Below are 14,456 nucleotides of genomic sequence, written 5' to 3' on the forward strand. Positions count from 1 at the left end.
GCGAAGCAAAAATGGTTTTCAGACGGCCTTAAGCCTTACCCGTTTTTTTTCTTCTGCCACCAACCACGCGCTCAGGCCGCCTTCGGCGCGGTTTTCCAAGTGGAACGCCAAGCCGTGTAACTTAGCGATTTGTTCCACAATCGACAGCCCCAGCCCGCTGCCTTGCGCGTTTTGTCCGGCGGGGCGGTAGAAGCGTTCTTTAATGCGCGGCAGGTGTTCGGCGGCGATACCGGCGCCGTGGTCGTGCACTTCGATTTTGTCGGCATAGATGTGCAGGCTCACTTCGCTGTGTTCGGGCGAGTAGCGCACGGCGTTGTCCAACAGATTGCGCAGCATGAGCTGCAAGAGCGCGGGATCGCCCGAGAGTGGCAGCGGATGGTCGGCGATTTCGCGCTTGAGGCGGATGTGTTTTTCGCGGGCGGCAAGGTTGACGTGTTGCAATACTTGGCCGCTCAATCCTGCCCAGTCTATCGCTTCGCGCCGTTGCAGGGATTGGGCGGGGTCAAGCCGTGCCAGCGCGAGGAGCTGGTTAATCAGGTGTTCGGCGCGGTCTAGGCTTTGGTGGATTTGCGCGAGGTGGTGCGGCTGCTCGTCGGGTTCGCTCATCGCCAAAACATCGGTTTGCACTTTCAGCGCGGCCAGCGGGCTGCGCAATTCGTGGGCGGCATCGGCGGTGAAACGCTGCTCGCGCGCGATGGCGGCGGATACGCGTTCAAACAGGCGGTTGAGGCTGTGTACGACGGGTTGGATTTCCTGCGGCACGGCGGCGGATACGGGCGTGAGGTTATCGGCGCGGCGGCTGCCGAGTTCGGCGGCCATGCGGTTGAGCGGACGCAGGCTGCGGTTGATGGCGAGGTAGCCCACCCATGCCATCAGCGGCAGGGTCAGAAAATAGGAAATCAGCTCGGTCATCAGGCTGCCGGTCAATACGGCCAGCCGTTCGCGCCAGCGCTGCGAGACGGCGACGGTTTGGCCGGTTTCGGGCAGGTGCAGATAGAGAATGCGCCAACTGTCGCTCTGCCACGGTGAGCCGCTGTTGACAAAGCCGGGGGTCGTCTGAAACGGAATGTTTTTGCCGTATTCGTCGGCCAGCAGCAGTTTGCCGGTGATGTCCCACACGGCAAGGCCGTTGTTTTTGTTTTCTGCCTCGCCGATATTGTCTTCGCCTAGCGCGTCTTCGATGGTGGGCAGCAGCAGGGTCTGCGCCGCATTGACTTTGGGCACGGAGCGGGAAAGCTGGGTCATTTGGGTATCGGCTGCTTCGTTGAGTTCGTGCAACTCAATGCCGAAGGCAACCAGGCTGGCCGGTATCCAGACAAACAGGACACACAGTATCAGATAAACGGTCAGCCGTTTTTTGATGGAGGTTTCGGGCGGGAGGTTGAGGTGGTACATGATGTCGGCTTTGTGGAAACGGGATTTCAGACGGCATGATGGCGAGATATGGCGAACGGTGTAGTTTGGGATGAAATCCCAACAGGAATTTAGAAAATATTGGGTTTCCAACCCAAGTTACGCTGCCGGCCGTCTGAAAAAAGAAAACGCGTGCGTGGCTGCGCCACACTCTAGGCAAGGTCATTTTTACGGCATTTCCCCCAGCTGATAGCCCAAGCCGCGCTTGGTTTGAATCACGCCGCTGCCGATTTTTTTGCGCAGGTGGTGGATATGCACCTCCACCGCGTTGCTTTCCACTTCCTGCTCCCAGCCGTAGAGCTTGTCTTCGATTTGGGCGCGGCTGATGATGTGTTTCGGCTGCGACACCAGCATTTCCAACAGCCGCCATTCTTTGGCGGTCAAATCCAAAGGCCGGCCGTGCAAGGTGGCGGTTTGCGCGGCGGTGTCGAGTACCAGAGCGCCGTAGCTTATGCTGCTGTCGGCTCGGCCTTGCGTGCGGCGCACCAGCGCATTCAGGCGCGCCGCCACTTCTTCCAGCGCAAACGGTTTGCACAAATAATCATCCGCACCGCCGTTGAGTCCGGCCAAACGGTCGGGCAGCGCGTCGCGTGCGGTCAAGACCAACACCGGCGTTTCCAAGCCCTGTTTGCGCCAATGGCGCAGGATGTCCATGCCGTCCATACCCGGCAAGCCAAAATCCAACACCACCGCGTCGTAAGGCGCTGCCGTCAGCGCGGCCTGCCCCTCGAGGCCGTCTGAAAACCAGTCGGCGGCCATGCCGAGCTTTTTCAGGCCGCTGGCGATGCCGTCGCCGATGTGCGGGTCGTCTTCAATCAGCAGGATACGCATGTCGTTTGCCTTATCGGAAGATTGCTTAAGATAGGGCGGATTATAACTGGTTTCTATTAGGCCGTCTGAAGCGTTTTTCAGACGGCCTGAAAATATTTTTCTAATTTGTTTCTTTAAAATTCAATGGCTTGAAAATAAATATCGGCAGATGTGGGAAATTAAGATTGACTTAAGTTTGCTTTGTTTAAATACACCCAACGAAACAAACCCACAAAGGAAACCGAGATGAAAACCACCGACAAATTAGCCATGTTGATTGCCGCCGCCGGTTTGGCCACCAGCTTTTCCGCGTATGCCGACGAAGGCGAAGTGAACTTAGCGCAAGTGGCGTAGGTGCAGATGATTGAAACCGCGCAGGCCGAATCCGATGAACCGGCCATCGCAACCGCCGCCGCCAAACCGCAGGATGACGAAATCGCCAAATTCGGCGGCCTGCTGCACTGGTTTTTGTAAACCGGGCGACAGTTAGGACTGTTTGATGAAGATATTGCGCAAAATATTGACCGCCGCCGTCACCGCCGCAGCGCTGGCTGTGTATCTGGTTTACCGTTGGTATCGGCGGCTGGCGCAAGCGCCCAAGCAGGATGAATACCGCGCTTATGCCGCAAAACATCGCGCCAGCCGCTGGCGGGCGGCAGAGAGAAGTTACACTACTTTTCACGGCTTACAGGTTGCCGTTAGAAATCCACATTAAACCCGCATTAAAAAAACGATTGTTTTATTTTTCTTAGAGGAATGTACCATGAAAATCACCGGTAAAATCATCACTTCCGCCGCCGTATTGATGACGATTGCCGTCGCCAGCTTCAACGTCCATGCTGCTTCCGGCGCCGACAGCAGCAAAATCGCCGCGCTGATGGGCAGCAAAATCACCGCCGCCCAAGCCGTGCAAGCCGCGCAGGGGAGCGTCAACGGCCAAGCCGCCGAAGTGGGCTTCAAACACAAAAACGGCCAAAGCTATTACGAAGTAGAGGTCTTATCGGGCGGGAAAACGCACGAAATCAAGGTAGATGCCGCCAGCGGCAAAATTCTGGCGCAGAAAACCGAAAGCGAAAGCAAAGCGCAAGCGAAAACCGGCGTATCGCTGCAACAAGCCATCGCCGCAGCCGAAGCCAAAACCGGTGGCCGCGCGAAAAAGACCGAGTTGAAAGCGAAAAACGGTCAAACGGTATATAAAGTGGAAACCGTCAACGCCGCCAAACAGAAATACGAAGTTGCCGTCAACGCCGCCAACGGCAGCGTGATTTCTTCCCAAATCGACAATGATTAAGGGTCTGATTCGACCTTTTTGAATGAAAGGAACGCCTATCGAACAGAGCAAGCCCATGCCCGCCGGATGAGTCCGAGTCCGGCGGGTAAGCAGAGATTTTTTCATTTTCATTTTTCCAGCTATCCAATGGTTTAGGATCTGTTGACATTTCATCACGCGGCGTCTTTTCGGCGAAAAAACGCGCCTGCTGCGTTAAAAATGCTCGCAAGGTGTCCAACCTTGCTGCGCTTTTTGCCTTGCATCCGCGCTTTTTCACTCGAAAATCTGCTTCGCGGATGAATTGTCAACAGACCCTAGCATGCCGTCTGAAGATTTTTCAGACGGCCTTTTTTTGGCTTACTCTACGCGTTTGCGATTTTACGAAAACCGACTGTTTTAGCTCCGCACAAACGCGCAAAGCTCGTTTTAGCTTCGCTGAAGCTCGCAAAGCTCGTTTTCAGGCGGCCTTTGCCCCCGTTTCGATACCTGCCTGCCCATGCTTAAGATTGCCTTAAGTTTCCCCTTTTATCATGCCTGCAGATTACCAATCTTCAGGAAATGATGATGTTCAAACGCTTATCCGTTACCCTCAGCAGCAACCAAGTGATTATGCTGTTCAGCCTCTATACCGCGCTGGTGTTCAATATCGGCTATTGGCAGAGCGTGTACCGCTTGGCACACACGGATACCATGCTGATGGTCACCATGCCGCTGTTTATCGTGGCCGCGCTCAATTTGATTATGCAGCTTTTGTTTTGGCCTAAGCTGCACCGCGTCTTGATACCGCTGTTGCTTATGGCCGGAGCGGGCGTGTCGTATGCGGTGATGGTGCAGGGTATTTATTTCAACGCCGACCAGATTAACAATATTGTGCAGACTGACGCCACCGAAGCGGCGGCGTGGTTGAGCATGAAATGCGTGTTGTGGGTATGCTTGACCGGCATATTGCCCGCGCTGTGGTATGCGTTTTGCGTGAAACTCAAACCGCGCGGCGTGGTGCACGGCACGGCATGGCGCGGTTTTTCCGCCGGTTTGTCTTTGGTGGTGATTGCCGCCGTCGGCTCGCTGTCGTACCAGCATTACGCCTCGTTTTTCCGCAACAATAAGGGCATACATTACCAAATCACGCCGACCAATTTTATCGGTTCCGGTTTCAAAGCCCTCTACAACGCCTACGACGAGTGCCGCCCGTTTGAAAAAATCGGCGAAGACGCGGTGTTGCTGGCGCAGCAGGGCGCGCGCAAAAAAGTCTTGGTCTTGGTGGTGGGTGAAACCACCCGTGCGCAAAACTGGGGGCTGAACCCGGGTGCGCCCGACACCACGCCGCAGCTGAAAAATACCGACGGCGTGATTAATTATCCCGAAGTCCAATCCTGCGGCACAGCCACCAATGTTTCCCTGCCGTGTATGTTTTTCCGTTACAACCGCACCGATTACAGCACCAATACCGCCAAACATCAGGAAAACCTGTTAGACATCTTAAAACGCGCCGGATTATATGTGTCGTGGCGCGAAAACGACGGCGGCAGCAAAGGCGTGGCCGACCGCGTGCAATACGTTGATATGGGCGAAAAACTGGGCAAAAGCGACCCGCGCTGCCACGGCAGCCTGTGTTACGACGCAGTTTTGCTTGACGGCCTGCACGAAGAAATCCGCGCCATGCCTTCAGACGGCGTGATTGTGCTGCACACCAACGGCAGCCACGGCCCGACCTATTACCAGCGTTACCCGCAAAACCTGCGCAAATTTACGCCGACCTGCGACACCAACCAAATCCAAGATTGTTCGCACCAAGCCTTGGTCAACACCTACAACAACACCATCGTGGCGGTGGACGACATGCTGGCGCAAACCATCAAATTGTTAAACGAAGAGCAGGACGCCGACACCGCCATGCTGTATCTGAGCGACCACGGCGAATCGCTGGGCGAAAACGGCCTCTATCTGCACGCCACGCCGTATGTGGTTGCGCCCAAAGAGCAAACGCATGTGCCGATGGTGTTTTGGGCTGATTCCGGCTTCTACCGCAGCAGCGGCATGGATAAAAACTGCCTGCGCCAACACGCCGCCGGCGCGTATTCGCAGGACAACCTGTTCCACTCCGTTTTGGGTGTGATGAACGTAGGGACAAAAGAGTATCAGGCGCAGCAGGACATGTTTGCCGCCTGCCGCAGCGCGGCGGTGTAACGAAATTTGAGCTACATAAATGATGGCCGTCTGAAAAATAAATCATATGCTAATGAATCGGATTGTATCCGAATTTCAAAATTTGATTTATTTTCAGACGGCCTTTGTTGCCTAGAAAATTAAAATCTTGCAATCAACCTGAAAATCTCATCTAAATACGCGCCTTCCGAGGAAGCGATATTTTCCCGTAAATATGCCGGTATGCGGGATAAAAATGCTTCCCGCGATGTCGGACGCGAATGGATGAGCACCTCAATCATGGCAGGCCTTAGGATACGTCGTTCTGCCGGAACATCAGGATGTTCTACTTCAATTCGGGCAGCCAATATTTGCAAATGCTCTTTCAAGTTTTTAGGCTCAATAGGCTCGGATGCTATTTCATCATTATCCTGTTCGGAAGAAAAATTTTCAGGTTCTACCTGATTAAGATCAAGCCCTAGATTGACCATTTCCACAGGTTCGACAGGGCTGTTCTCTTGCGGCGGAGACGTATCATCGTTGCCCTCTTGACAGGGATATTTCTGTTTTAATACCTCTAACCGGTTCAGTATCGGCATTAATGCCGCTTCAGGATTTTTAAACCAGTCTGTTGACCAAATCCGATGAATTTCCCATCCCAAACCTTCTAAAATTTCTTGGCGCAAGCGGTCGCGGTCGCGTGCCGATTTTGCGGAGTGGTAGGTAGCGCCATCGCATTCCACGCCAATCAAGAATTGCTGCGGTCTGTTCGGGTTGCGGACGGCAATATCCAAGAAGAAACCATTAACGCCGACTTGCGGCTCGCATTGATAGCCGTGTTTTGCTAAGGCATTGATTACGGCAATTTCAAAATCACTGTCCGGCGCTTTTCCGGTAATGACCGCCTGATGCAAATGGCCGCATTCGCAATATTCTAAAAATGCGTTTAATGCCTTTACTCCGCGACTGCTTGTTTCGGAAACAAGAACATCCCATGAACTCATGGAAGAGAAAATATGCATCCGCTTTTTGGCACGGGTAAATAAGACGTTTAAGCGCCGCCAACCGTCTGCCCTATTGATTGGGCCAAAGTTCTGACGAACTTTTCCTCCAATCGTTTGAGGGCCGTAGGTCATGGAAATTAAAATAACATTGCGCTCGTCGCCCTGTACGTTTTCCAGGTTTTTGATGAAAACCGGATCGGTTTTGGCTTTCTCGTCAACCAAATCCTGCAAATGTGGATATTCTCGCAACTGCTGCTCAAACTGCATTTCGATTTCATCACGCTGCTGGCTGTTCATGGCAACCATGCCGATAGATTCATCCGGTGATGTTGCTAAGATTTCAAGCGCTTTTCTGACAATCGCTTGTGCTTCGGCAACGTTTCTGCTGTTTTCAAAGCAGCCGTTTACTTTGGTAAAGCGAATGCCCAAGTCATCGGCTTTTTCCATCGGCGAAGGAAACAGTACCAAATCAGAATCATAAAAATGTTTGTTGGAGAAAGCAATCAAGGATTCGTGGCGGGAACGGTAATGCCACCGCAAACGGCGGGTACGGAATGCATCGTGGCTGCTGACCGAATCCAAAATGCTTTCTGCTTGTTCAACCGCAACTTCATTTTCTTCATCTCCTTCATTATTGTAGGAAGATTGGAAAAAAACTGGTTGGCGGTAATTGTTTCGGGTCGCCGACAATAATGGCGCACGAACCGTCATGTGCGCTACGAGCCAATGCACCGATGGCATCTTCGGGCAGGATTTGCGATGCCTCATCCATAACAATCACGTCAAATTGAAAATGGCCGGGCTTCAGGTATTGCGCAACCGACATCGGACTCATCATAAAGCATGGTTTGAGCGCTTGAATGGCTTTCGGCGCACGGTCAAGCAGTTGTCGGATGGCAATATGCTTCTTTTTCTTAGTGTGTTCGTGTTTAACCAATGAATATTCCGTATATTGGGCAACAGGGCCGCTGCTGATACCCTGAGGCACTTTTTTCTGTGAGGCGTTAAAAGCAATTTTCTGCCGCTGAAACTTCATTAACTCCTTATCGTAAGTTTGGAATTGGTTAATCACCGCCTGATGGCCGACACCGTTGAAATCCCGGATTTTTGCATTTTCGGCAAAAATATCGAGCGCCAAGCGGCCATAGATGGCTAGGCCGATAGATTGATTTAATTGTTCAGGCTGGATTTGCTGGCTTTCTAAGCAACTGATGATGTTTTCCAATCCGGCAGCGGACAGTTGTTGTTTGGTTTTGACATAATCTGTCCAAGTATGCAGCCACAAGGGGTTCATCATGGCAGTCAGATTTTTTCCAATATGCCCGATAAATCTTTTCCATTTATCCAAGCAGCTTTATCTACCTCTCCTTGATGTAGAAAGTCTGCGCCTGTTGTTTCAGCATTTGCCAATACCTTACCAAACCGATAGCCCCAACTGCGTAACAGGTCGTAAGTTCTGGTGCTTGGAGATTTCGCCAATGCATCCATGCAATTGGCGGTTTTGCTTGCGCTGTTTAAAGTAGACAAGGTATTTTGCGCAGCTTGTACGGACTCTGTATTAAAGTGGCTGAATGTTGGTGGGAATGTCCAAACTTCAGGAATGAAATCTACAGGGTATTGGCGCAAAGATTGGTTCAGTTGTTCAGCCTGTTTCAATACCTGATTTGCTTCGGTAATTTTTGCGATGGTATGTTTGCCATCGGCAATATGGTGACCTAGTGCTGACAAAATAAGGGTTAACTGCGCAATAAGCTGTTGCAGCGGTGCTTCGGTATCGGCTAAATTTTGCTTTCTATCAACCAAGTTGTGTACTTTATCGAAAGTGGCGCAAACATGGGAAAGGCCGTCTGAAACAGTTTTATCCAGACGGTGTAATACTTGGTGGTAAGTATCCCGAATCGCATAGGCCAAATCACGCTCTACCGTAAACAGCGCCGAACCTGTGCGAACCCTATCGCCAAAACCTGAACCGTATTCTTTACGGACAGCCTGATACCAAGAGCGCAATGCTTGAATCTGCTCAATAGGTGTTTCCGCGCCCTGATAACGCTGATTTAATACTGGTGTCATTTTGTTGATGCGGTCGGCTTCATCTAATTGCTGTTTATAGCTAATCAAGTCGGGCAGGGCTGCCTGTAAATGTTTAATACGGGGTTTGGTTTGCCGAGCCAGGCTGATTACTGCATTTTTAGATGCATGCCATTCGAAGGAGAAAAGTTTAAAAAATCCCCCGTTTTCCAAAACCGACAAATGGTTTTGTAAGTCAACTGCATCCGGCAGGCTGCCCAAATGGAAAGCAGATGATAATTTTTGGTGCAACGGCGTTAGTGTTTTAAAGACACCGACGAGCTGGGACAATACCGAGTCTAAATCCGGGCTGTCGAATACCTCATCGCGGTGCTGCCATAAATGGCTGGGTAATTGCTCAATCAACCCGACAAATACGGATAATTCGTGAAAGCTGTCGAGTCGGTTATCAAACAGATGGAGCAGATTGGCCGGAGTACCGTTTCTGATTTTGTCTAACTCATCTTCCAAAACCGATATAGCCTGCTGAGTTTTTTGGGCATATTGGTGGGCGGCTGCCAAATCTTCAATACTGATTTGCGGGTTGCTGCAAATTTTAGAAATTTGCTCAAGGAGTCGGATAATGTCGAGATGGCGCTCCGGCATGTCGAGGGTTTCGGTTTTAAAAATTGATTGAACTGAGGCCAGTTTGTTATGTGCGCCGCAGTAGGTTTGGATAAATGCGGATAGCTGTTGCAGGTGCTCGGGGTGCAGCAAATCTGCCGTTATCACTTCATCGCCCCGCAATTCAGGCAATGCGTGTAATCGGATTTGCAGATTTTTTAAATTATCTTCGGTCAGGGCAAAATCCAAAGGTGTGCCGAAGGCCTCCTGCCAGGTTTGGCACATTTGGTGTAAATTCTCTAGGGCTTGATTCCACTCTTTTAACCGAGCGACAAATTGTTGCTCTTCGTAATCAAAAAAAGACGGTTTGCCGACACCATACCAGTAGTGTTCGGTGATATGGCCGTTGGGCGACTGTTGGGACACCTGCACAAAAATATCGTGCAAAAGTTTTACCTTGTCTTCCAGGTTTTTGATTTGATGGGTATTTAACTCAATGCTGTCTGAAAGTTTCAATGAAACCGCCGGTAGCTGAACCGGCAGTTCATTTCTGAACCGTACTGCGCGGTTCAGAATGGCGTGAATGCTTGCGCCGGTTTGTTTCCATGTCTGGTTAACCAGAGTGACATAGTCTTGCAATGGAGTTTTATATGCTTCGTAGCGGTTGATATTTTCCTGAATCTGTCGGATGTCGTGATACGCGCCGCGTTTCTGATAGCTGTTGGTCAAATCATCCAGGATTTTCTTTTTATCGGTTTTGTGACTGTGGATTTCCAGGCAGAAATCGCCCAAGCCCGCTTTATCCAAGCGGGTTTTCACCACGTCGAGTGCTGCCATTTTTTCTGCCACAAACAGCACGGATTTACCGACGTTTAGGCAGGCTGCAATCAGATTGGTGATGGTTTGGGATTTGCCGGTACCCGGAGGGCCTTCGATAACCAGATTTTTCCCTTCAACGGCATCAATCAATGCACTGTGTTGCGAGCTGTCTGCATCATAAATAATCGGAAATTTTGTATGGATATCAGGCATTTCATCCAGCTGATACTCTTCTGGGCGGGTAACCTTTTCGCTACGCTCCTTTCCGGAAACTGCAAACAGCTGTTTAATCAGCGGATGAGATTCCAGAGAAGCGTGCTCCGGCCAGTTTTTGGGGTCTAAATCCTGATACATGGCCTGTTTGGAAAAGTTCAGCAAGGCTAAGTAGGCCTGGCGTTTGACTTTCCACTTCGGCTGAGCCTCTTTGATAACCTGCTCGACTTGGCTGAAATAATTCTCCGGTAACTGGTTTTCACCGATAAGCGGTAAGGATAAGCCGAAATCATGGGCTAGTTTTTCGTGTAGCGTCACATTACTGAAAATCTCGTCGCCTTCCAATTTGACGGCATAAATTTTATGGCCGTCTTTTATTCCGTCTTTTTCAATAATGGCAACAGGGAGCGTAAAAAGCGGAGCAAGTCGCGCTTTGCCGGTTGATGTTTCTCTCCATTCTAAAAAACCTAAAGCCAAATACAGGGTATTGACACCGGTTTCTTCAATAGCGGAGTTTGCTTGGGCGCGGATGTTTTTTAGCTGCGGTTCTAAGGAATGCGCGTATAAATTCGTTTGCAGTAACGGTTTGTCGTCACCGGATTGATGCGGCAATTCAGGATTTAAGTTCAAGCCTAGAATTTCCGCCCATTTTTCAGCAGAGGGGAAACGTTTGTTTTCAGAATTTTCTTCTCTTGAACCCATGAACCCGTGTTCATGCATCTGCTCTTCAGACGGCATGGGGACGGGATTAAGTGACAGTGTTTGGTTCTGATTGAGTATTTCCACAATTTGATTAGGCGCGGCATCAAAAAGCGGCAGGCTTTTCCCTTTGGGTGCACGATAACTGAGCAGAGCGTTTCTGGTGGACAAATCCAACAAACGCTTGCGCACGTTTGCTAATGAATCAAATGCAAATGCGGGGGGGGGGGGAGGGGGGAGTAATGTTTTCCATTGCTATGTCATTAAAATTGTTGTGGCATGAAATTGCAGTATATCAAATCCTGTGTTTTATTTGCTGTTTTGCTACAATACCTTTCTTAGTCCAACCGAATCCCTAAAAGGCCGTCTGAATGTCCAAACCCGTTTCCCCGATGATGCAGCAGTATCTCGCCATCAAAGCCGAACACGCCGACAAGCTCCTGTTTTACCGCATGGGCGATTTTTACGAGCTGTTTTTTGATGACGCGGTGGAGGCGGCCAAGCTGCTCGACATTACCCTGACCACGCGCGGGCAGGTGGCGGGCGAGCCGATTAAGATGGCGGGCGTGCCGTATCACTCGGCCGAGCAGTATCTGGCGCGGCTGGTGAAAATGGGTAGAAGCGTGGCGATTTGCGAGCAGGTGGGTGAGGTCGGCGCTGGCAAAGGGCCGGTCGAGCGCAAGGTGGTACGCATTGTCACGCCGGGCACGCTCACCGATTCGGCTTTTTTGGAAGACAAGGAAACCAACCGCATTGTGGCGGTGAATGCGGATAAAAAGCAGGTTGGTTTGGCATGGGCTTCTTTGCAGAGCGGCGAGTTTAAAAGCAAAATTGTGCCGTCTGAAAAGCTGGCCGACGAACTGGCGCGTTTGCAGGCGGCGGAAATTTTGCTGGCCGACGGCAAAAACGCGCCACCGCTGACGGGGGCGAACATCACGCGCCTGAATGCGTGGCAGTTTGACGCGGATACCGGAGCCAAACTCCTGACCGATTATTTCGGCTGCCAAGATTTGCGCGGCTTCGGCTTGGAGATGAAGGAGCATGACCTAGCAATCGGCGCGGCGGGGGCACTGCTCAACTACATCCGCCTCACGCAAAACCTGCTGCCGCAACACCTCGACGGCCTGTCTTTGGAAACCGAAAGCCAATACATCGCTATGGACGCGGCCACGCGGCGCAATTTGGAGCTGACCCAGACCTTGAGCGGCAAAAAAGCGCCGACGCTGTTTTCCGTATTAGACGACTGCACCACGCATATGGGCAGCCGCCTGCTGGCTTTGTGGCTGCATCATCCTTTGCGCAGCCGCGACAAAATCCGTGCGCGGCAAGAGGCGGTAGCGGCCTTGCAAAATCAATACGAAATGCTGCAAGGCCGTCTGAAAAACATTGCCGACATCGAGCGCATTGCTGCGCGGATTGCGGTGGGCAACGCCCGCCCGCGCGACTTGGCGGCGTTGCGCGACAGCTTGCAGGCACTGGCGCGGCTTGAGTTGTCCGCAGAGGGCAGCAGCCTGTTGCAGACTTTGCAAGACGTGTTCCCCGCCACCTTGCCGATTGCCGAGCAATTACAGGCCGCGATTCTGCCCGAACCGGCGGTGTGGCTGCGCGACGGCGGGGTCATCAATCACGGTTTCAACGCCGAATTGGACGAGTTGCGCCATATCCAAAACCACGGCGATGAGTTTCTGCTGGCGCTGGAGGCGCGCGAACGCGAGCGCACCGGCTTGTCCACCTTAAAGGTTGAGTTCAACCGCGTACACGGTTTTTATATCGAATTATCCAAAATCCAAGCCGAACAAGCCCCCGCCGGCTACCAGCGCCGCCAGACCCTGAAAAACGCCGAACGCTTCATCACACCCGAATTAAAAGCTTTTGAAGATAAAGTATTGACCGCGCAAGAGCAGGCGCTGGCGCTGGAAAAACGCCTGTTTGACGACATTTTGAAACAGCTTCAGACGGCCTTGCCGCAGCTGCAACAGGCCGCCAAAGCCGCAGCCGCGCTGGACGTATTGGCCGCGTTTGCCGCTATTGCCGCCGAACGCGGCTTTGTGCGCCCCGAGTTTGCCGATTATCCGGTGTTGGAAATTTCAGACGGCCGTCATCCCGTGGTGGAGCGGCAGGTGCGCCACTTTACCGCCAACAATACGGCGTTTGACCACAAACACCGCCTCATGTTGCTCACCGGCCCGAACATGGGCGGTAAATCGACCTATATGCGCCAAGTCGCGCTGATTACCCTGCTGGCGCACACCGGCAGCTTCGTGCCCGCCGCCGCCGCCAAAATCGGCCCCATCGACCAGATTTTCACCCGTATCGGCGCCAGCGACGACTTGGCCTCCAACCGCTCCACCTTTATGGTGGAAATGAGCGAAACCGCCTATATCCTGCACCACGCCACGGCGCAATCGCTGGTGTTGATGGACGAAGTCGGGCGTGGCACCTCCACCTTCGACGGCCTCGCGCTGGCGCAGGCGATTGCCGAGCATTTATTGCAGAAAAACCAATCCTTCAGCCTCTTCGCCACCCATTATTTCGAGCTCACGCGCCTGCCCGAGCAGTATGCCGCCGCCGTCAATATGCATTTGAGCGCGCTGGAGCAGGGGCAGGATATTGTGTTTCTGCACCAAATCCAGCCCGGCCCTGCCAGCAAAAGCTATGGCATTGCCGTGGCCAAACTCGCCGGTCTGCCCGCCCGTGCGCTCAAATCGGCGCAGAAACACTTGGGCGAACTCGAAGCTGCCGCTGCCGCGCAACAGCCGCAGTTGGATATTTTCAGCACCATGCCGTCTGAAACGCCGGCCGAATCGGAAGATGGGGAAGACGCAGACAGCGAAGCCACTATCACCGAATCCGCCGCACCCAATCCGGTATCGGCTATGCTGGCCGACATCCATCCCGACGAGCTGACCCCGCGTGAGGCTTTGGATTGGCTGTATAAATTGAAAGGGTTGGCGTAAGCGTATTGGTCACCGTGTAGGGTGGTAACTCGTTGCCCACCATTGATTTAAGGGAATGTCATTCTTATCGTACGGTTAATTGGAAACCAAACCATAGATATGGTGTAGGTTGGGTTGTAAACCCAATATTTGCCTAAACGCCCGTTGGGATTTCATCCCAACAACCTACACGGTTTGGTTTTTCACTTATCTCACCATATCAATCATCGCAGGCCGTCTGAAACTGTTATCCGGTTTCAGACGGCCTTTTTGCAGCTAAAGGCAACAAAGGCGGTTTTGAAGAGGGAAACAATAAACAAGCGCTAATGTCCTTTTAAAATACAGCAATCAGGTAATAATTAATTTATTGAAAAATATGAATAAAATTTTAATTTTGTAAAAATGCAACAAAAAAGCAGCGCAAAAATCAGCTCAAATCCGACAAAATTTGCCGCTTGTAACAAACCTGTAATAAAGACACCGATGTCATTTAAGCAGACACCGGTGTCATTTACG

At 51.8% G+C, this 14,456-nt stretch carries 9 protein-coding genes; 4 read left to right on the forward strand and 5 right to left on the reverse strand.

The window, feature by feature from the left end; translation table 11 throughout:
* Positions 1–18: 18 nt before the first annotated feature.
* Together J2T37_RS05210 and J2T37_RS05215 are read right to left on the reverse strand one after the other, a co-directional pair.
* A complete protein-coding gene (locus J2T37_RS05210; RefSeq protein ID WP_253354283.1) occupies positions 19–1,395 on the reverse strand; it encodes an ATP-binding protein in 1,377 nt (458 codons plus the stop codon).
* 186 nt (positions 1,396–1,581) lie between these two features.
* The gene (locus J2T37_RS05215) at positions 1,582–2,244 is read right to left on the reverse strand and encodes a response regulator (protein ID WP_253354285.1); all 663 of its coding nucleotides are present in this window, start codon (positions 2,242–2,244) and stop codon (positions 1,582–1,584) included.
* 478 nt (positions 2,245–2,722) lie between these two features.
* On the opposite strand from J2T37_RS05215, the gene J2T37_RS05220 reads away from it, so the two are divergent.
* The 3 genes from J2T37_RS05220 to J2T37_RS05230 all read left to right on the forward strand — a co-directional run bounded on the left by J2T37_RS05220 (position 2,723) and on the right by J2T37_RS05230 (position 5,680).
* A complete protein-coding gene (locus tag J2T37_RS05220; protein ID WP_253354287.1) occupies positions 2,723–2,938 on the forward strand; it encodes a hypothetical protein in 216 nt (71 codons plus the stop codon).
* Positions 2,939–2,986: 48 nt separating this feature from the next.
* Positions 2,987–3,514, forward strand: coding sequence for a PepSY domain-containing protein (locus tag J2T37_RS05225; protein ID WP_253354289.1), 528 nt, complete (start codon positions 2,987–2,989; stop codon positions 3,512–3,514).
* 537 nt (positions 3,515–4,051) lie between these two features.
* Entirely contained in the window at positions 4,052–5,680 is a 1,629-nt protein-coding gene (locus tag J2T37_RS05230; RefSeq protein WP_253354291.1) for a phosphoethanolamine transferase, read from the forward strand.
* A 119-nt stretch (positions 5,681–5,799) separates the two neighbouring features.
* On the opposite strand, the gene J2T37_RS05235 is transcribed toward J2T37_RS05230, so the two are convergent.
* From J2T37_RS05235 to J2T37_RS05245, 3 genes are read right to left on the reverse strand one after another with little or no spacing between them, the layout of a single operon-like run.
* Positions 5,800–7,353: an AAA domain-containing protein gene (locus J2T37_RS05235; RefSeq protein WP_253354293.1), complete on the reverse strand. Its 1,554-nt coding sequence runs from the start codon at positions 7,351–7,353 to the stop codon at positions 5,800–5,802.
* Positions 7,274–7,939, reverse strand: coding sequence for an AAA domain-containing protein (locus J2T37_RS05240; protein ID WP_253354295.1), 666 nt, complete (start codon positions 7,937–7,939; stop codon positions 7,274–7,276). Before J2T37_RS05240 ends, J2T37_RS05235 begins: the two co-directional genes overlap by 80 nt.
* Positions 7,940–7,944: 5 nt before the next feature.
* A complete protein-coding gene (locus J2T37_RS05245; protein WP_253354297.1) occupies positions 7,945–11,181 on the reverse strand; it encodes a DUF4011 domain-containing protein in 3,237 nt (1,078 codons plus the stop codon).
* 194 nt (positions 11,182–11,375) lie between these two features.
* Between J2T37_RS05245 and mutS the strand changes: the two genes are divergently transcribed.
* A complete protein-coding gene (mutS, locus tag J2T37_RS05250; RefSeq protein ID WP_253354299.1) occupies positions 11,376–13,961 on the forward strand; it encodes a DNA mismatch repair protein MutS in 2,586 nt (861 codons plus the stop codon).
* The last annotated feature ends 495 nt before the right edge of the window (positions 13,962–14,456 follow it).

Source organism: Neisseria perflava (assembly GCF_024170405.1).
Taxonomy (GTDB): Bacteria; Pseudomonadota; Gammaproteobacteria; order Burkholderiales; family Neisseriaceae; genus Neisseria; species Neisseria perflava_B.